The organism is Staphylococcus sp. FSL W8-1207 (assembly GCF_038003745.1).
Lineage (GTDB): Bacteria > Bacillota > Bacilli > Staphylococcales > Staphylococcaceae > Staphylococcus > Staphylococcus equorum.
In genome coordinates this window covers 1,639,890-1,660,526 of record NZ_JBBOPU010000001.1, presented here as the reverse complement: position 1 = coordinate 1,660,526, position 20,637 = coordinate 1,639,890, and the positions used below count along the sequence as shown (strand labels likewise).

Here is a 20,637-nt window from a genome sequence, read left to right as displayed (position 1 = left end):
TATTCGAATATAACTACGTTATAATTAGAAGATGTAAGAAAGGCTCAGTCTTTTGACTGTAGATTAAAATTATTATAAACTAGATAAGAAAAACATATCATATAATACGGAGGGAATATGTATGCCATCAACATTAGAAATTAAAGACCTACATGTGTCTATTGAAGATAAAGAAATTCTTAAGGGTGTTAACTTAACAATTAACACAGACGAAATACACGTTGTAATGGGACCAAATGGTACTGGTAAATCAACATTATCATCAGCAATCATGGGACACCCTAACTACGAAGTAACGAAAGGTGAAGTTTTATTAGACGGTGTTAACATATTAGAACTTGAAGTTGACGAACGTGCAAAAGCTGGACTTTTCTTAGCTATGCAATATCCGTCAGAAATCACTGGTGTTACAACTGCAGATTTTCTACGTTCAGCAATTAATGTTAAACGTGGAGAAGGTAATGAAATTAACTTGATGCAATTTATCAAAAAATTAGATAAAGAAATGGATCGTTTAGATATCGATCAAGATATGGCGCAACGTTATTTAAACGAAGGATTCTCTGGCGGCGAGAAAAAACGTAATGAAATTCTTCAATTAATGATGTTAGAACCAAAATTCGCAATTTTAGATGAAATTGACTCTGGTTTAGATATCGATGCTCTAAAAGTAGTATCTAAAGGTATCAACTTAATGCGTGGCGAAGAATTCGGTGCATTAATTATCACTCACTATCAACGTCTATTAAACTACATTACTCCAGACCATGTACATGTTATGTATGCGGGCAAAGTGGTTACTTCAGGCGGACCTGAATTAGCAAAACGTTTAGAAGAAGAAGGCTATGAATGGGTTAAAGAAGAGTTCAACGCTCAATAATAAGTCTCAAATCATATGAAAACATTAATTTAGATGAAGATTTAAGGTTTTGATTTATACCAATGAATTAAATCATACAATCATCAAATGGGAGGAAAAAATAGTATGACGACTGAAACTTTGAACATTTCTGAAGCTCAACTTGTTGAATATTCACAAGCCCATAATGAACCTTCTTGGTTAACTGAATTACGTAGAGAAGCGTTGAAATTAACTGAAACTTTAGAAATGCCAAAACCAGATAAAACAAAAATTAACAAATGGGATTTCGATTCATTTAAACAACATGAAACAGTAGGTAATGTTTATGAATCAATTGAAAATCTACCTGCAGAAGTAAAAGAAATTATTGATGTAGAAAACACAGAGAACTTAGTAATACAACATAATAATACACTTGCTTATACAAAGGTTTCTGATTCTGCAAAAAACGATGGCGTAATCATTGAAGGATTATCAGATGCGTTGAAGAATCATCCTGATTTAGTAAAAAAATATTTTATGAATGACACAGTAACTGTTGATGAACATAGATTAACAGCATTACACACAGCGCTTGTTAATGGCGGTATGTTTGTATATGTACCTAAAAACGTAGTGGTTGAACATCCAATTCAATACGTTGTTTTACATGACGATGCTAATGCAAGTTTCTATAATCACGTTATTATTGCTACTGAAGAAAGTGCAGAAGTAACGTATGTTGAAAACTATTTGTCAAATGCAAGTGGTGAAGGTAACCAACTTAACATCGTTTCAGAAGTAAGTGCTGCTGCAAATTCGAAAATCACTTATGGTTCAGTAGATTATTTAGACAAAGGCTTTACAGGTCACATTATTCGTCGCGGTATGACAGAAGCAGACGCAACAATTAACTGGGCATTAGGACTAATGAATGAAGGTAGCCAAATAATTGATAATACTACTAATTTAATTGGTGATCGTTCAGAAAGTGAATTAAAATCTGTTGTTATTGGTACGGGTAGTCAAAAAATCAATTTAACGTCTAAAATCGTACAATACGGTAAAGAAACAAACGGATATATTTTAAAACACGGCGTTATGTTAGAAAGTGCTTCAACAATATTTAATGGTATTGGCTACATTAAACATGGTGGCGCTAAATCAAACGCGCAACAAGAATCACGTGTACTCATGCTTTCTGAAAAGGCACGTGGGGATGCGAATCCTATTCTGTTAATAGACGAAGATGACGTAGAAGCAGGACATGCAGCATCAGTAGGTCGTGTAGACCCAGAACAACTTTATTATCTAATGAGTCGTGGTATTTCACGTCGAGAAGCTGAACGTTTAGTTATTCACGGCTTCTTAGATCCAGTTGTACGTGAATTACCGATTGAAGATGTAAAACGCAAATTACGTGAAGTAATTGAACTTAAAATTAATAAATAATTAACGATAATAATTACGTTAAAGACAGTAGTAATTCAATTGTTAGGGATGCGAATAATTTTTGTTAAGACTTTTTAAATTTGAATTAAAAGTAGCCTTCCTAACTTTACTAAGGTCTGATTATAGATTTTTAATTAAGAAAGGTCTGTGGATAATTTGACCGAATCATTAAATGTTAGTGAAATTGTAAAAGATTTTCCAATTCTTAAGCAGCAAGTACATGGTAATAGACTAGCTTATCTAGATTCTACAGCAACAAGTCAAACGCCTACTCAAGTGATTGATGCGATTGATGATTACTACAAACGATATAACTCTAATGTGCATCGTGGTGTTCACACACTTGGTTCATTAGCAACAGATGGTTATGAAAATGCACGTGAAACGGTAAGACGTTTTATAAATGCGAAATACTTTGAAGAAATTATCTTCACACGTGGTACTACAGCATCAATTAATATTGTTGCACATAGCTATGGCGATGCAAATGTTAATGAAGGTGATGAAATCGTTGTTACTGAAATGGAACATCATGCTAATATCGTTCCTTGGCAACAACTAGCGAAGCGTAAAAAGGCAGAATTGAAATTTATTCCATTGACAGAAGATGGAGAATTAGCGATTGAGGATGTTAAAGCAACTATTAATGAAAAAACAAAAATAGTTGCTATAGCGCACGTTTCCAATGTATTGGGCACTATAAACGATATCAAAGCTATTGCCGAAATAGCGCATGATCATGGTGCAATTATCAGTGTGGATGGTGCACAAGCTGCCCCTCATATGGATATAGATATGCAAGACTTAGATGCTGACTTTTATAGTTTTAGTGGTCATAAAATGCTTGGTCCAACGGGTATAGGTGTTTTATATGGTAAACGCACATTGTTAAATAACATGGAACCGGTTGAATTTGGTGGAGATATGATAGATTTTGTTGATAAATATGAAGCTTCATGGGCAGATTTGCCAACAAAATTCGAAGCAGGTACGCCACTGATTGCACAAGCTATTGGCTTTGCAGAGGCTATAAAATATTTACAAAATTTAGGGTTCGAAGCAATTCATCAACATGAAGCAACGTTAACACAGTATGCTTATGACAAAATGTCAGAGATAGAAGGTATCGAGATATATGGTCCAGCAAAAGATCGTCGTGCTGGTATCATTACTTTCAATATGACTGATGTTCATGCGCATGATGTTGCAACTGCGGTTGATACTGAAGGTGTAGCTGTTCGCGCAGGGCACCACTGTGCTCAACCACTAATGAAATGGTTAAAACAATCTTCTACAGCCCGTGCAAGTTTTTATATTTATAACACGAAAGAAGATATTGACCAATTAGTTGAATCCTTGAAACAAACGAAGGAGTTTTTCTCATATGAATTTTAATAATTTAAATCAGTTGTATCGTTCAGTGATTATGGATCATTATAAAAGCCCTAGAAACAAAGGTACTTTAGATAATGGATCTATGACAGTAGACATGAACAATCCAACGTGTGGGGATCGTATTCATCTTACGTTTGATATAGAAGATGGTTTTATCAAAGATGCGAAATTTGATGGAGAAGGCTGTTCAATTTCAATGTCTAGCGCCTCAATGATGACCGAAGCGGTTAAAGGCAATTCGTTAGCTGATGCCATGAAAATGAGTCAAGAATTCTCAAAAATGATGCTTGGCGAAGATTATGAAATCAGTGAAGACATGGGAGATATCGAAGCACTGCAAGGTGTTTCACAATTTCCTGCAAGAATTAAATGTGCCACGTTAGCTTGGAAAGCCTTAGAAAAGGGTACAGTTGAAAAGGAAGGCAATGCAGGAGACTAATTCGAGTCGAACCATTGACATTGTGTAAAATCCCATTCAAACTAGTAGGAACAACATGAAATTTCATGAACGTATATAAATGAAATCATTATTCTTATAGCAGACAGTTAAAAGAGAATAATACAATAAATGAACTTGCACGTAAGTCGTTTTTAATATATAAAAGGAGTGATTTAAATGGCTAAAAAAGCACCTGATGTTGGGAATTATCAATATGGTTTCCACGACGAAGATGTTTCCATTTTTAGATCAGAACGCGGTTTGACAGAAAATATTGTCCGCGAAATTTCGAATATGAAAAGTGAACCTGAATGGATGCTTAATTATAGATTAAAATCATTAAAACAATTCTACAAAATGCCTATGCCTCAATGGGGTGGAGATTTATCAGAATTAAACTTTGATGATATCACTTATTATGTTAAACCATCAGAAAATACTGAACGCTCATGGGATGAAGTGCCTGAAGAAATTAAACGTACGTTTGATAAATTAGGTATTCCTGAAGCTGAGCAAAAATATCTTGCTGGTGTTTCAGCACAATATGAATCAGAAGTTGTTTATCACAACATGGAGAAAGAACTTGAAGACCAAGGTATCATCTTTAAAGATACAGACAGCGCTTTAAGAGAAAACGAAGATTTATTCAGACAGTATTTCTCAACAGTTGTACCTGCTGCAGATAATAAATTCTCAGCGTTAAACTCAGCAGTGTGGTCAGGTGGATCATTTATTTACGTTCCGAAAAACGTTAAATTAGATACACCTTTACAAGCTTATTTCCGTATTAATTCTGAAAACATGGGTCAATTTGAGCGTACTTTAATCATTGCTGATGAAGGCGCATCTGTAAACTATGTAGAAGGTTGTACAGCACCAGTTTACTCAACAAGCTCGTTACACTCAGCTGTTGTTGAAATCATTGTACACAAAGACGCGCATGTACGTTATACAACGATTCAAAACTGGGCGAACAATGTATATAACTTAGTTACAAAACGTACTTTAGTATACGAGAATGGTAATATGGAATGGGTTGATGGTAACTTAGGTTCTAAGTTAACTATGAAATATCCAAACTGTGTACTTTTAGGCGAGGGAGCTAAAGGCAGTACGTTATCTATCGCATTTGCTGGTAAAGGACAAGTACAAGATGCTGGGGCTAAAATGATTCACAAAGCGCCAAACACATCTTCTACAATTGTTTCTAAATCTATTTCTAAAGATGGCGGTAAAGTTGTTTATCGTGGTATCGTGCACTTTGGTCGTAAAGCAAAAGGCGCACGTTCAAACATCGAATGTGATACTTTAATTTTAGATAACGAGTCTACTTCAGATACTATTCCATATAATGAAGTATTTAATGACAATATTTCGTTAGAACACGAAGCAAAAGTATCTAAAGTTTCAGAAGAACAATTATTCTATTTAATGAGCCGTGGTATTTCAGAAGAAGAAGCGACTGAAATGATTGTAATGGGCTTCATTGAACCATTTACAAAAGAACTTCCAATGGAATACGCTGTTGAAATGAACCGTTTAATCAAATTCGAAATGGAAGGATCAATTGGCTAGTCTTAGCTGCTGATTCAACAATTTCTTACAAAATAAAAGCACGAGAGATACGAATTCAATATCATTTATTCTTTAAATGTTATCGAAGTTTGCGTAGCATCTCGTGCTTTTTTATACATAACTTTAGTATTTATGCATAATTTTAAAAAATTAAAACCTTCCATATTGGAAAAGTAAAAATAAGTAGTGCTACCAGTGTTAATAAACACAGTAAGCTATTTACGATGCGGTCACCATTAATAGCTGAAATAATATTAATCATAATTAATATTATGATTATAAAAAATCCACTATAAAAATATAAGTTACCATTAAATACTTTGTTAAAAGATAATATTGGTATGAGATAGGCGACTAATGTAGCGAAAGCAGAAACTAAAGTCATATAATACTTAATAAAAAACACCCCTTTTAGTAAAGAAACAACTTTATGCGCTATCATAATTTCAAAATACAAGGGAAGTTTATAGCATTGGTATACACCAATCATACTATTTGTGACATGTTTTCTTGAAAATAGAAGAAAGCAAAGGTATATTTCAAACATTTCACCATTAATAGGGTGAGGGTTTGACGAATTTCAAGAAGGATAAGAAAACAAGTGCCCAGCCATATGAATTGGTTGGGCACTTGTGTTTATGTATAGCTAGTACCGTATTGGAGCGTACTGATATTTTCTCTTCGCAGGTCTGCACCTGTTCTGTACAAAACGATAATTGATAAGAGCAGTATCATTACTGTACAAATAATAATCCATTTTCCCAGTTTGCTAATATCAAAAAGGAGACTGAAAATTATTATTAAGAATAATATACAGAAAAAGGCAAAAGCCGTATACATCATTAAATTTCCCATAAATAAAACATTCCTTGTAAAGTTAGCTTAAAAAACTCACTAATATAAGTGAGTTTGTGAAGAGTTTCCCGAATTTAGCGTACTTATGTGTCACGCTTATCTTAATTCTAGCATAGCTATAAAATTCATAATATATATATGATAGGAAATAGTACTAAAGGATGATATTTACTAATTAACTTATTTAAAATTTAATTTAGTTAATTCATCACAATTAGATGATTCAAAATCCTAATCCTTTTGTAATGTTTATAAGTTTTGAAAGAAGGGAATCAAATTATAACTTATAAATTTTTTTATTATAAATTATACTAAAGGAGTAATGCATATATGATTATAGCTATAATCATACTTTTGTTTGCTTCATCTTTCTTTTCAGGCAGTGAAACTGCATTGACGGCAGCCAATAGGATGAAGATGCAAACACAAGCACAAAAAGGCGATAAAAAGTCTAAAAAATTATCGCAATTATTAGTTAAACCAAGTGAATTTATTACCACTATTCTTATTGGTAATAATATAGCAAATATTGTTTTACCTACATTAATAACAATTTTAGCTGTTGATTTAGGAATTAGTGTTAGTATTGCAACAGCTGTGACAACAGTAACGATTATTGTAATATCTGAAGTCATTCCCAAATCGATTGCTGCTACATACCCTGATAGAATTTCACGTTTAGTTTATACACCGATTTCATTCTTTATTATTATATTTAAACCAATAACGTTAATCTTAAATAGTATGACTGATGCGATAAATAAGTTTCTTTCTAAAGGCAATGAAGACCAGCAACGATTTTCAAAAGAGGAAATCAGACAGATGGTTTCGATTGCAGGTAGTGAAGGTGCATTTAACGAAATGGAACGCAACCGTATACAAGGGGTTATGGATTTTGAAAAATTAAAAATTAAAGATATTGATACGACACCTAGAATAAATGTTACAGCGTTTTCATCAGATGTGTCTTACAAAGAGGCATATGATACAGTTGTTTCAAATCCCTATACCCGCTATCCAGTGTATGATGAAGATATAGATAATGTTATTGGTGTTTTCCATTCAAAATATTTATTAGCTTGGAGTCGTGAGACCGATAACAATATGACACAATATACTTCTGAAGCTTTATTTGTAAATGAGCATAATAAGGCTGAGTGGGTGCTAAGAAAGATGACTGTATCACGTAAACATTTGGCGATTGTATTAGACGAATACGGCGGTACAGAAGGTATTGTATCTTATGAAGATCTAATTGAAGAGATGTTAGGTATGGAGATAGAAGATGAAATGGATGAAGAAGAAAATGAAAAAATCGAAGAACAAATGAAAGCATACAACAAGAAATAACGTTTTAATAACACTTTTATACTCATTTTGTAGTTAAATATAAGTGTTGAAAAAGGGGTGTGCTATATGAAATTATCATCAAGAATTACTGAGGTTTTAGGTATTAGATTTCCGATTTTGCAAGCAGGCATGGCAGGTAACACAACGCCTGAATTAGTAGCAACTGTGAGTAATAGTGGAGGATTGGGAAGTATCGGTGCAGGTTATTTCACACCTGAGCGACTTGAAAAAGAAATTACCTATGTACAACAACTGACTGATTTACCTTATGCCGTTAATTTGTTTGTACCTAGTCAGAAATTATATATTCCAGATAAAGTAGAACATATGAATGCTTGGCTAAAACCATATCGGCGTGCGTTTAACATTGAAGAGCCAGTATTGAATATGGATGAAACACATCAATTTAATCATGCAATTGATGTTGTTATTGAAAAGGGCGTACCGGTGGTTACTTTTACTTTCGGTATTCCTGATCAAACAACCATTGCAAAATTAAAAGAAAGAGATATAACCATTGTGGGTACTGCAACCTCTGTAGATGAAGCGATTGCTAATGAAAGTGCAGGGGTAGATGCTATTATTGCACAAGGTAGTGAAGCAGGCGGTCATAGAGGTTCATTTACTGTTACTGGAAGTAACCAGACGCCATTAATTGGAACAATGTCACTCGTCCCTCAAATTGCTGATGCAATTGATATACCAATTATTGCGTCTGGCGGTATTATGGACGGTCGTGGACTAGTGGCAAGTATCGTTTTAGGTGCAGAAGCAATTCAAATGGGAACTGCATTTTTAACTACTGAAGAAAGTGGTGCATCATCACTATATAAAAATATGATACAACAAAGTAAAGAAACAGATACTGTAATCACTAATGTATTTACTGGAAAGCCCGCTCGCGGTATTGACAATGATTTTATCCATAAAATGGATGAATATAACGATGACATACCGGACTATCCAATTCAAAACCAGTTAACGAGTGCGATTCGTAAAGAAGCAGCTCAAAAAGGGGATGCACAGTGGACACATTTATGGAGCGGTCAAAGTCCACGTCTTGCTCAAAATGTGTCCGCTACGTTGTTAATTCAACGTATAATTAATGAATCAAAAGCACTATTGAATAGTTAAATTGTTATATCAATAACATAGATGTCTTACGCTAAACGATTGCTCGTATCCTTATATTATGAGCAATCGTTTTTCTATAATATAGAGATGAGTAAATTAGGCTAAGTGTACTCTGTATATTATAGAAATCTCTTGTTTTTTAAAGTTATAGTAAATTAAATTTAATCAAGTGAATCCAATAAAACATATATGGTATCATTACATTGGTGATACTATGATAAATATTGGATTAACGGGTTGGGGCGATCATGATTCATTATACGAAGACTTGCAACGAAAAGCAGATAAACTAGTGACATATGCAAGTCATTTCCCGATAGTAGAATTAGATGCTACTTATTATGCAATTCAACCTGAAAGAAATATAAGAAAATGGATAAGAGAAACACCTAAACGCTTTGAATTTGTCGTAAAGATACATCAAGCATTAACTTTGCATGCTGATTATCATGATTATGCAGAAACTAGGCAAATCCTATTTGATCAATTTAAAGCGATGCTAGAACCATTAAAAGACGAAAATAAACTGGCTATGGTATTAGTACAATTTCCACCATGGTTTGATTGTACAGTTCAGAATATCACATATATACGCTATATTCGTGAGCAATTAAAAGCATTTCCTATGTGTGTAGAATTTCGTAATCGATCATGGTTTAATGATGCTTATAAAGAAGAAACATTAGCGTTTTTAACGCAGCAACAAATAATACATTCCGTGTGTGATGAACCACAAGCAGGTCAAGGTTCGATTCCGTTAGTTAATCGCATTACGCATGAAACTGCATTTGTTAGGTATCATGGGAGAAATGTTCACGGCTGGACTAAAAAAGATATGACGGATGAAGCATGGAGAGATGTAAGGTATTTATACGATTATAATGAACAAGAATTAAAAGATTTAGTAAGTAAAGTGAAAGTATTAGAACACAAAGCTAAAAACATTTACGTTGTTTTTAATAATAATTCTGGTGGCCATGCTGCTCAAAATGCAAAAACTTGCCAAAAAATATTAGGCATTGATTATCAAGGGTTAGCACCGCAACAATTAAAATTATTCTAGGAGAGATTACATGTTAACAATTATATTATTGATTTTAATTGGAGGGCTATCAGCAATTTTAGGCTCTATTGTGGGTATCGGTGGCGGTATCATTATCGTGCCTACTTTGATATATCTTGGGGTAGAGAATAACCTGTTAGAAGGTATTACGCCTCAAATCGCTATAGGAACATCTTCCGTTATTTTAATAGTGACGGGTTTAACTTCAACTTTAGGTTATTTAAAAACAAAGCAAGTAGATGTGAAAAACGGATCAATATTTTTATTTGGCTTATTGCCTGGTTCTTTAATTGGAGCGTTACTAAGTCGCTATTTAACGTTAGAATCCTTTAATTTATATTTTGGTATATTCTTAATCATTGTATCCATCTTACTTATTATAAGAAATAAGATTAAACCATTTAAAATATTTGATAAACCCAAATATGAGCGTAGTTATGTCGATGGTACTGGTAAGAAATATCATTATAGTGTACCGCCGCTAGTAGCATTTATTGCGACGCTATTTATTGGTACTTTAACTGGATTATTCGGCATTGGTGGCGGTGCATTAATGACACCATTAATGCTTATTGTATTTAGGTTCCCGCCTCATGTGGCAGTTGGTACAAGTATGATGATGATATTTTTCACAAGTATAATGAGTTCAGCAGGACACATTGTACAAGGGCATGTCGCGTGGTCATATGCTATCGTCCTAATTATTGCGAGTTATTTTGGTGCTAAACTAGGCGTGAAAGTGAATCAATCCATAAAATCAGATACAGTAGTCTTTTTATTACGTACATTTATGTTAATTATGGGTATATATTTAATAATAAAATCATTCCTATAAAGTAAGAGGAGGGAAATTATAGATGAAACTAACGATTTATCATACAAATGATATACATAGTCATTTACATGAATATGCACGAATTTCAAAATATTTAGCCGAAGATAGACCGAAACTAGATCATCCCTCACTCTATTTAGATATTGGCGACCATGTTGACTTATCTGCGCCAGTTACTGAGGCAACGATGGGTACAAAAAATGTTGAACTGTTAAATAAAGCACAGTGTGATATTGCCACGATAGGAAATAATGAAGGTATGACAATTTCACATGAAGCTTTAAATACACTTTATGATGATGCGAACTTCCAAGTGACATGTGCCAATGTTTTTGATGAACAAGGACAATTACCAAATCATATATCAACATCTTTAATTAAAGTTATAGATGGTGTACGCATTTTATTTATTGCAGCTACTGCACCATTTACGCCTTTTTATAGAGCACTTGATTGGGTAGTAACGAATCCTTTAGAAGCAATAAAAGATGAAATTAGTGCTAATGAAGGGGAGTATGATTTATTAATTATTATGAGTCATGTCGGTGTTTTCTTCGATGAAAAGTTATGCCAAGAAATTCCTGAAATTGACCTTATTTTAGGTAGTCATACTCATCATTATTTTGAAAATGGTGAAATGAATAACGGTGTATTAATGGCAGCAGCAGGTAAATATGGCAATTTTTTAGGTGAAGTTACCCTTGAAATTGAAAACAAACAAGTTGTTAGAAAAGAAGCTACGATATATCCAGTTGAAACTTTGCCTGAAGTTGAAACAGATTTTGAAGCTGAAGGTAAGGCACTTTTAAGTGAACCTATTGTCGATCGACAAATCGAGCTGCCACGTAGAACAGATGTTATTACGCAAACGGCGCATATGCTTGCTGAAAGTATATTTGAATTTACGAATGCTGACTGTACGATTATCAATGCTGGATTAATCGTTAAAGGTGTCATTGCAGATCAAGTTACTGAATATGATATTCATCAGATGCTACCTCACCCAATTAATGCAGTAAGGATTAAATTAAGTGGACAAGAATTGAAAAACGTTATAATAAAAAGCCAGAAACAAGAATATATTCATGAGCATGCACAAGGTTTAGGCTTTAGAGGTAATATATTTGGTGGATATATATTATATAATTTAGGTTTTATAGAATCTGAATCACGTTACTTTATTAACGGCGAAGAAATTGATGATGAAGCGACTTACATTTTAGGGACAGTTGATATGTACACATTCGGTCGTTATTTCCCAATGTTAAAAGATGAGGCTATAGATTACTTAATGCCTGAGTTCTTAAGAGATATTTTCAAGGAAAAATTACTAGAATTTTAAAAATTAACAATATACGTTTTAATTTATTGAAAATTTCGTTATAATGATTACAGATTTCAAACTCAGGAGGATTGTGCGGATATGGCTACTAAAAATGAAGAAATTTTACGTAAACCAGATTGGCTGAAAATAAAGCTGAACACTAATGAGAACTACACTGGTCTGAAGAAAATGATGCGCGAAAAGAATTTGAATACAGTTTGTGAAGAAGCAAAGTGTCCCAATATACATGAATGTTGGGGAGAACGCCGTACTGCTACATTTATGATTTTAGGTGCAGTATGTACACGTGCTTGTCGTTTCTGTGCAGTTAAGACAGGATTACCTAACGAGTTAGATTTAGATGAGCCAGAACGTGTGGCTGAATCTGTTGAATTAATGAACTTAAAACATGTTGTTATAACAGCAGTAGCACGCGATGATTTAAGAGACGCTGGTTCAAATGTTTATGCTGAGACGGTACGTAAAGTGCGTGAACGTAATCCGTTTACTTCAATAGAAATATTGCCATCAGATATGGGTGGAGATTTTGAAGCGTTAGAAACATTAATGGCTTCAAAACCAGATATTTTAAACCACAATATCGAGACAGTCCGCCGATTAACGCCGACAGTTCGTGCAAGAGCAACGTATGATCGTACGTTAGAGTTCTTAAGACGCTCTAAAGAGTTACAACCCGATATTCCAACTAAATCAAGTTTAATGGTAGGTTTAGGTGAAACACATGAAGAAATCTATGAAACAATGGATGACTTACGAGCAAATGATGTTGATATCTTAACAATAGGTCAATATTTGCAACCTTCACGTAAACACTTAAAAGTTGAAAAATACTATACACCATTGGAATTTGGTAAATTAAGAAAAATTGCGATGGATAAAGGTTTTAAACATTGCCAAGCTGGTCCGCTTGTAAGAAGCTCATATCATGCAGATGAACAAGTGAATGCAGCTGCCAAAGAAAAACATCGTATTGGTGAAGAAAAATTAGGTACTGATACAAAGATTTAATAGTAAATAAGACTTAGTTCATTTGTTAAGTGTGCTTAATTTAGCTTCACTTTATGGGCTAAGTCTTTATTAGAAATATAAAGTATATATGCATAGCACCAGCCTGACTATAGCAGTTGGACGTTCATTGAATGCATGGATAGTATACTTAGATTAGGTGAATGAAATGATAAAAGTGAATGAACACTACTTTGAAATCATAGAAGAGTATAGAGAATGTTTTGACGAGGAAACCTTCGCAAATCGTTATTCTGACATATTAGATAAGTATGATTACGTTGTAGGTGACTTTGGTTACGAACAATTAAGATTAAAAGGTTTTTATACTGATAAAAACAAAAAGGCAGAGTTGAGCAAACGTTTTTCGACAATACAAGATTATTTATTAGAATATTGTAATTTTGGTTGCCCATATTTTATCTTGAGACGTATTCCAGAACAAGAACTTAAAGCATATGTAGATGAAACTGAAGAAGTTGATCATGATTTTGAAGAAAATAAATTACAAGATGTAAAGATTAAGCCGAGTATTCAAGATACAGAAAAATAAATGTTGATTAATAAAAAGGGAACAGAACATAAAGCTCTCGTTTTAAAAAGAACTCATCCATTAAAATTTGTGGATGAGTTCTTTTGCTATATTTAAATATTACGATTTTGATTATGTAGGCATAGGCATATGTATTGTTCCTGTAGTATGTGACACGCGTTGTTTCCTAGGAGTCTCATATGCAAATGTGATATAAAATTAATGAAGCTTTCTAATAGTTAATAGCTATTGAATGACTTCATTTAAATATTCGGTGATTTCATTTCCTTCATCTTCATTAACACCAAGTATATATGAAATGTAACCTTCTTCTTCCAAATCATCTGTGCCGATAATCCCAAATTTATTTGTTTGCATATTTAATACGATAGTTTTACCAAAATGGCGATTGGTTTGGACTAACATCAAATCGTAACGACTATGTTCACCTACAAATCCGACAAATTGGACTTGAGCTGATTCGTCGTCGTCATATAGATACATATCAATCATTTTATAACACTCCTCTTAGTGTGTGACTTATAATATAATACAGTAGTTGATTCTATTTTCATGATTAAAAAGTCTTAATTCACAGTATAACGATAAATGAATTCGACTGCAAAGGTATGGTATGATTAGAATGATAGGGGTGACGATGATGTATTTTGTTAATAAAGAAAAATTGAATACAAAGTTAAATTATTTACAACAATTAATTACAGATTATCCTCAAAGTAAAGATAATCACTATGCGTTTGAACGTATTGCACAAATGTTTATAGAGTCAGCTGTAGATATCGGAAATATGGTTATTGATGGCTTTATATTAAGAGATCCAGGTAACTATAAAGATGTTATCGATATTTTAGAATTAGAAAAAGTGATTTCTAAAGATACACAAGTTCACATTAACAAAACGGTCGATGTAAGAAAACAATTCGTCCACTATTATGATGAGCTTGATACGGCTAGTCTTATACCACTTTTTGATGAGACGGTGCCTTATTATCAACAATTTATTGAAGAAGTCATACGTTTTCTAAAAAGTGAAGATGTGCCAGTTACAGCTTTTGGTAAAAAAGGAGAGTAAATATTAATGAAAAATTACAAAGCTTATCTTATTGATTTAGATGGCACGATGTATAAAGGTAATGAAACTATTGATGGTGCAACGCAATTTATAGAATATCTAAACCAACAACAAATTCCACATTTATACGTAACGAACAATTCTACGAAAGAACCAGAAGAAGTAGCTTCAAAATTACATACAATGGGTGTAGATGCAAAGGCAGACGAAGTAGTTACTTCCGCACTTGCAACTGCTGAATACATTTCAGAAGAATCTCCAGGTGCTACTGTTTATATGTTAGGTGGTAGCGGCCTTGAAAAAGCACTAACAAGTCACGGATTAATATTGAAAGACGATGAGTTTGTGGATTACGTAGTAATTGGATTAGATGAAGCAGTTACATATGAAAAATTGACTACTGCAACATTAGGCGTACGTAATGGTGCGAAATTTATATCAACAAATCAAGATGTGTCGATACCTAAAGAACGAGGCTTCTTACCAGGTAACGGTGCTATTACGAGTGTTGTAACAGTATCTACAGGTATTCAACCGACATTTATCGGTAAACCTGAACCTATTATTATGAAAAAAGCATTGGAAATTTTAGATTTAGAGCGTTCAGAAGTAGCTATGGTTGGAGATTTATATGATACGGATATTCTTTCAGGAATTAATGTGGACATTGATACGATACATGTACAAACAGGTGTCACAACTAAGGAACAAATCGTACTCAAAGAAATACCTCCGACTTATACGTTTAAAGATTTGAATGAAGTGATCAAAGAACTCAAAATGTAGGGGTGATTGTATGAATAAAATAGTCGTTAGTAGAAAAATACCTAAGTCATTTATAGAACAATTAGAAACACTTGCAGATGTAGAAGTTTGGAATGAATCTTATACACCAATGCCAAGAGATAAATTTTTGGCATCTTTAAAAGATGCAACTGCCTGTCTTATAACTTTAAGTGAAAAAATTGACGAAGAAGTTATAGAAGCAGCACCTCATTTGAAAGTGATTGCAAATATGGCAGTTGGTTTCGATAATATAGATGTCCAACTAGTACAAAGTAAAGGGATTGTTGTTACGAATACGCCTGGCGTGTTAACTGAGACAACAGCAGAGCTAGGCTTCACTTTGATGCTGACCGTGGCAAGACGCATTGTTGAAGCGGAACAATACGTACAAAGAGGGGAATGGCAAAGTTGGGGGCCATATCTGTTGGCAGGTAAAGATTTATATAATGCTAAGGTAGGCATCTACGGCATGGGTGATATAGGAAAAGCCTTTGCGAGACGCTTGAAAGGATTCAATGCAAATATCATGTATCACAATAGGTCAAGACATAAAGATGCTGAAGAAGCATTAGGCGCTTTATACGTGCCTTTTGATACAATGCTTGAGCATAGTGATTTTATTATTTGTACAGCGCCACTTACTGAAGATACAAGAAATAAATTTGATACTGCTGCATTCAAAAAGATGAAAAATGATGCGATATTCATTAACATCGGCCGAGGTGCAGTTGTTGATGAGCAAGCACTTGTTAATGCTTTACAAGATGGAGAAATTGGTGCATGTGGTTTGGATGTCTTACGTCAAGAACCGATTGATATGACACATCCATTGTTATCAATGAAAAATGCAGTCATTTTACCACATATTGGTAGTGCATCTGTAGTAACGAGAAATCGCATGATTCAACTTTGTGTAGATAATATACGCTTAGTGTTAAGTCACAAACAGGCTAAAACACCGATTTCATAAAATTAAATTACACCTTCTCAGAGAGAATGGGACATAAATATCCCATTCTCAAATTAAAAGCAGCAATCTATTAGTTTCTAATGGATTGCTGCTTTTCTATGTTAAAATATTCCGATTTTGAAAGCGCATACTTGCCTGGGGTATGGGAGCGGGACAGAAATCTAATTTTTCTAATAAGATTTCGTCGTCCCACCCCTGCAAAGATGACTAGAAGTGAAACAAGCTTAATATTATGCGCGTTTTCACTTCAGTCATCTACTGCCAATATAGCAATAGAGTTGAGATATTATTTGTTTTACAGACTCATACTATTCCCCTAGGCGTCAGCGCTTTACAAAATCGGTACAATTATATAAATTTACACAAAAAAATAAGCCACTTTCGTTTTAAAGTTACTCTAACATAACTTTAAAACGAAGTGTCTTATGTATAAAAATTACAATATGACTCAGCTAACACTACCAATGGAAACTGAAACTTTGATCCCTAACAATGATATCGCACATGCAGTTAATCAAATTATTAAAACAATTCCAGAAACAGAATTCTACGAATTCAATCACTTAAATGGCGCATCCTCTTATCACCCTAAAATGATGTTAAAAATAATTCTTTATGCTTATACACAATCAATATTTTCTGGACGAAGAATTGAAGCTGCACTTTCAGATAGTGTTCGTATGATGTGGTTATCTCAAAATCAAAAACCATCATATAGAACAGTCAATCGTTTTAGAGTACATCCAATCATGGATAAATTATTAAAGTCCCTATTTGTTAACTTTAGAACCCAACTTATAGAACAAAAACTCATTGATAATGAGTCTATATTTCTGCTAATAAAGTCTTTGACTTTATTAGCAGTTTTTTTGTGCACAACTTTTCATGAAACTCACTTTGTTATATTAATATTTTAAAAAAAGTAATCCCACTCTTTTTTTATGTGTTATTCAATATAACACTTTTGTTATATATAAATTTGTTTATTCAATTGTCAATCTGTCGTAAAAAATGTATAATATATTAGTAAAATGTTAACGCAATGTAAATTGCTTTAATTAATAAAATTTTATTTATTACATAATTTAATTATAGTTTAGTCTGAAATGAAAAGAAGAGGTGACCAATGAGTAAAAAAATAGAACAAGATTCATTATTTAATAAGTTAAAACCTTGGCTCATAACGCTGCTTTATTTTGCTATTTTTATAGCGCTGTATCTCATATATGGTACCGGCGATACTCATAATAACTTTATTTATAATGAATTTTAATAGAGGAGAGAAGCATGAAAGATATTATACAATCACTAATTGAAAATGCCCAAAATCACCCTGATCATAAAGCAATTCAACATAATAATGAGAGTTTGACTTATCGTGAATTGAACCAATATTCAAATATACTGGCCGACATTATTAAAGATTCTAAGCGACCGCTCATTTTATATGGTCACATGTCTCCATTTATGATTGTCGGTATGTTAGCAAGTATAAAAGCTGGTTGCGGTTATGTTCCAATCGATACATCTATACCTCATGAGCGTATTCAGTCCATTATTGAAAAAATAGAAGGGCAATTTATATTCAATACAACTGAAAATGATATAAATATAAAGGGAATTGATGTGCTAGAACAGAGTATGATGACAAGCGCATTAAACATGGAGCAATTTGATTCTAAAATGGTAGGAGAGAATATTGCTTATACGATATTCACATCTGGCTCTACAGGAGAACCTAAAGGAGTTCAAATAAGCTATGAAAGTTTGAATCAATTCACTAAATGGATGGTTGACCTTAATAAATTAGGTCATAAGCAACAATGGTTAAATCAGGCACCATTTTCATTTGATTTATCAGTGATGGCAGTTTATCCATGTATCGCAACTGCAGGTACATTAAATTTAGTAGATAAAACGATGATTAATAAACCTAAACTATTAAATCAAATGCTGGAGCATTCAAAAATAAATATATGGGTTTCAACACCATCCTTTATGGAGATGTGTTTAATGCTACCCAATTTATCTGAGACAACATACACGAGTTTAAAAGAATTTTTCTTTTGTGGTGAAATTTTGGCACATAGAACTGCTCAAATGTTATTACAGCGTTTTCCATCTGCTTATATATACAACACATATGGTCCTACAGAAGCAACTGTAGCTGTTACGAGTATATTGATTACTGAAGCGGTAATTGAGCGATATAATCCTTTACCGGTGGGTGTTCCAAGACCAGGTACATCTTTATCACTGACAGATAAAGGTGAGCTTGTTATTTCTGGAAAGTGTGTAAGCGCGGGATACGTCAAAGATGAGGTTCGTTCTAATGAAGTGTTTAAAATAAATAATAATAAAAAGTACTATTATACAGGTGACAAAGCAGAAATAAGAGATGACCAATGGTTTATCAATGGTCGTATAGATTTTCAAATTAAATTAAATGGTTACAGAATGGAATTAGAAGAAATAGAATTTCAATTAGGCCAAATAGCATGTATCAAGGAAGCTATAGTAGTGCCAATATACAAAGGTAATAAAGTTATACATTTAAATGCTGTAATCGTAGTAAATGAAGCTGACCGTGTGGAAAATGAACAAGAAGCAATTCATAACATCAAATATGAATTAAAACAACGGATACCAGAATATATGATTCCAAGGAAAGTTATATTCCAAGATAAATTGCCTTTAACAGTAAATGGTAAATTAGATCGTAAAAAGATTGCTGAGGATGTAATGTAATGATTCCATATGGCACATTTACGTTTTTTCTCATAGCAACTATAGTATTAATACCCGTCATTATTCTTGGTCTTATGGGTAAAAGAAGCCGCATATATAATGGTGTGAGTACTGTAATAATGATTGTACTTATTTTCTCATCTGAAAAACACAATTTATTTGGACAGGATTATTTAAGTGTTCAAGTTATAAATTTTTTGCTCTATACGATTTGGCAAGTTTTAATTATTATGTATTATTGGAAATATCGAGCTAAAAATAATACATTCAGTAAATTTTTTATGGTCATCACATTATCTATATTACCGTTAATTATTGTGAAAGTGATGCAAAGTTCTTGGTTTGGAGCTGCACAGCTGAAACTTCATGAAAATAAAGTCATAGAATTTATAGGATTTTTAGGTATTTCATATGTAACTTTTAAAAGTGTTCAATTATTGATGGAAATACGTGATGGCTCAATTAAAGAAATAAAAAGTTGGAAAGTCATACAATTTATTTCATTCTTTCCAACCATTTCATCTGGACCAATCGATCGTTATAAACGATTTGTAAAAGATGATAATAAAATACCTAATGGAGAACATTATCGTGAACTATTAGTTAAAGCAATTCATTTTATAATGCTTGGATTTTTATATAAATATATTATTGCGTACTTAATCCAAATGTATGCAATCAATCCACTCATGTTAGATTTTACGAGCTTTACTGCAAAATCGCTGTATATGTATGCCTATAGTTTATATTTATTTTTTGATTTTGCAGGTTATTCGTTGTTTGCCATTGCATTTAGTTATTTGTATGGCATACAAACCCCTCAAAACTTTAAGCAACCTTTTAAAGCTAAAAATATTAAAGAGTTTTGGAATAGATGGCATATGTCATTATCGTTTTGGTTCAGAGATTGTATATATATGAGATCATTATTCTTTATGTCAAAGAAAAAATTATTGAAAAGTCAATTTGCGATGTCCAATATTGCATTTTCACTTAACTTTTTAATCATGGGTGTGTGGCATGGTATTGAAATCCATTATATTTTATATGGTTTATATCATGCGGTACTTTTTATTGGCTACGGTTATTATGAAAAGTGGAGAAAAAATCATCCGCCACGATGGCAAAATCTATTTACAACAATGTTAAGTATCATTATCACATTTCATTTTGTAACATTTGGTTTTCTGATATTTTCTGGAAAACTGTTTTAAAAATA

General features: G+C 33.0%; 19 protein-coding genes and 1 pseudogene. 19 read left to right on the top strand and 1 reads right to left on the bottom strand.

Annotated features, from left to right (window positions below):
* Positions 1-121: 121 nt before the first annotated feature.
* From sufC to NSR03_RS08170, 12 genes are all read left to right on the top strand, one after another.
* A complete protein-coding gene (sufC, locus tag NSR03_RS08225; protein WP_002512209.1) occupies positions 122-880 on the top strand; it encodes a Fe-S cluster assembly ATPase SufC in 759 nt (252 codons plus the stop codon).
* Positions 881-985: 105 nt separating this feature from the next.
* A complete protein-coding gene (sufD, locus tag NSR03_RS08220) occupies positions 986-2,293 on the top strand; it encodes a Fe-S cluster assembly protein SufD (RefSeq protein WP_021339851.1) in 1,308 nt (435 codons plus the stop codon).
* A 156-nt stretch (positions 2,294-2,449) separates the two neighbouring features.
* Positions 2,450-3,688 carry a cysteine desulfurase gene (locus NSR03_RS08215; protein WP_031266114.1) on the top strand — a complete coding sequence of 413 codons (1,239 nt, stop codon included), beginning with the start codon at positions 2,450-2,452 and terminating at the stop codon, positions 3,686-3,688.
* Entirely contained in the window at positions 3,678-4,127 is a 450-nt protein-coding gene (gene sufU / locus NSR03_RS08210) for a Fe-S cluster assembly sulfur transfer protein SufU (protein ID WP_021339849.1), read from the top strand. The genes NSR03_RS08215 and sufU overlap by 11 nt, the downstream gene beginning before the upstream one ends.
* 177 nt (positions 4,128-4,304) lie before the next feature.
* Positions 4,305-5,702, top strand: a complete 1,398-nt coding sequence (gene sufB, locus NSR03_RS08205) for a Fe-S cluster assembly protein SufB (RefSeq protein ID WP_021339848.1) — start codon at positions 4,305-4,307, stop codon at positions 5,700-5,702.
* Positions 5,703-6,887: 1,185 nt separating this feature from the next.
* Complete coding sequence (locus NSR03_RS08200; RefSeq protein ID WP_002508172.1) at positions 6,888-7,907, top strand: hemolysin family protein; 1,020 nt, start codon at positions 6,888-6,890, stop codon at positions 7,905-7,907.
* A gap of 66 nt (positions 7,908-7,973) precedes the next feature.
* On the top strand, positions 7,974-9,041 hold the full coding sequence (locus NSR03_RS08195) for an NAD(P)H-dependent flavin oxidoreductase (protein ID WP_069820994.1): 1,068 nt from the start codon (positions 7,974-7,976) through the stop codon (positions 9,039-9,041).
* Between the two features lie 214 nt (positions 9,042-9,255).
* Positions 9,256-10,104, top strand: a complete 849-nt coding sequence (locus tag NSR03_RS08190) for a DUF72 domain-containing protein (RefSeq protein WP_069820995.1) — start codon at positions 9,256-9,258, stop codon at positions 10,102-10,104.
* A gap of 10 nt (positions 10,105-10,114) precedes the next feature.
* On the top strand, positions 10,115-10,939 hold the full coding sequence (locus tag NSR03_RS08185) for a sulfite exporter TauE/SafE family protein (RefSeq protein WP_002508169.1): 825 nt from the start codon (positions 10,115-10,117) through the stop codon (positions 10,937-10,939).
* Positions 10,940-10,961: 22 nt separating this feature from the next.
* Entirely contained in the window at positions 10,962-12,281 is a 1,320-nt protein-coding gene (locus NSR03_RS08180; RefSeq protein ID WP_069820996.1) for a bifunctional metallophosphatase/5'-nucleotidase, read from the top strand.
* An 81-nt stretch (positions 12,282-12,362) separates the two neighbouring features.
* Complete coding sequence (lipA, locus tag NSR03_RS08175) at positions 12,363-13,292, top strand: lipoyl synthase (RefSeq protein ID WP_002508167.1); 930 nt, start codon at positions 12,363-12,365, stop codon at positions 13,290-13,292.
* A 166-nt stretch (positions 13,293-13,458) separates the two neighbouring features.
* Positions 13,459-13,842 (top strand): YutD family protein, encoded by a 384-nt coding sequence (locus NSR03_RS08170; RefSeq protein ID WP_002508166.1) that lies wholly within the window; start codon positions 13,459-13,461, stop codon positions 13,840-13,842.
* 225 nt (positions 13,843-14,067) lie between these two features.
* Here the strand turns inward: NSR03_RS08170 and NSR03_RS08165 are convergent, their stop codons facing one another.
* Positions 14,068-14,334, bottom strand: coding sequence for a DUF3055 domain-containing protein (locus tag NSR03_RS08165; protein WP_002508165.1), 267 nt, complete (start codon positions 14,332-14,334; stop codon positions 14,068-14,070).
* 148 nt (positions 14,335-14,482) lie between these two features.
* On the opposite strand from NSR03_RS08165, the gene NSR03_RS08160 reads away from it, so the two are divergent.
* The 7 genes and pseudogenes from NSR03_RS08160 (at position 14,483) to dltB (ending at position 20,632) form a co-directional block, all read left to right on the top strand.
* Positions 14,483-14,914, top strand: coding sequence for a DUF86 domain-containing protein (locus NSR03_RS08160; protein WP_002512214.1), 432 nt, complete (start codon positions 14,483-14,485; stop codon positions 14,912-14,914).
* Between the two features lie 6 nt (positions 14,915-14,920).
* Positions 14,921-15,700, top strand: a complete 780-nt coding sequence (locus tag NSR03_RS08155) for a TIGR01457 family HAD-type hydrolase (protein ID WP_002508163.1) — start codon at positions 14,921-14,923, stop codon at positions 15,698-15,700.
* 10 nt (positions 15,701-15,710) lie between these two features.
* On the top strand, positions 15,711-16,670 hold the full coding sequence (locus NSR03_RS08150) for a 2-hydroxyacid dehydrogenase (RefSeq protein WP_002508162.1): 960 nt from the start codon (positions 15,711-15,713) through the stop codon (positions 16,668-16,670).
* 425 nt (positions 16,671-17,095) lie between these two features.
* Positions 17,096-17,506: pseudogene (locus tag NSR03_RS08145) on the top strand (transposase); the annotation flags it as partial.
* Positions 17,507-17,796: 290 nt separating this feature from the next.
* A complete protein-coding gene (locus NSR03_RS08140; protein WP_002508161.1) occupies positions 17,797-17,943 on the top strand; it encodes a teichoic acid D-Ala incorporation-associated protein DltX in 147 nt (48 codons plus the stop codon).
* Between the two features lie 14 nt (positions 17,944-17,957).
* A complete protein-coding gene (gene dltA, locus NSR03_RS08135; RefSeq protein ID WP_069820998.1) occupies positions 17,958-19,418 on the top strand; it encodes a D-alanine--poly(phosphoribitol) ligase subunit DltA in 1,461 nt (486 codons plus the stop codon).
* On the top strand, positions 19,418-20,632 hold the full coding sequence (gene dltB, locus NSR03_RS08130; RefSeq protein WP_069820999.1) for a D-alanyl-lipoteichoic acid biosynthesis protein DltB: 1,215 nt from the start codon (positions 19,418-19,420) through the stop codon (positions 20,630-20,632). The genes dltA and dltB overlap by 1 nt, the downstream gene beginning before the upstream one ends.
* The last annotated feature ends 5 nt before the right edge of the window (positions 20,633-20,637 follow it).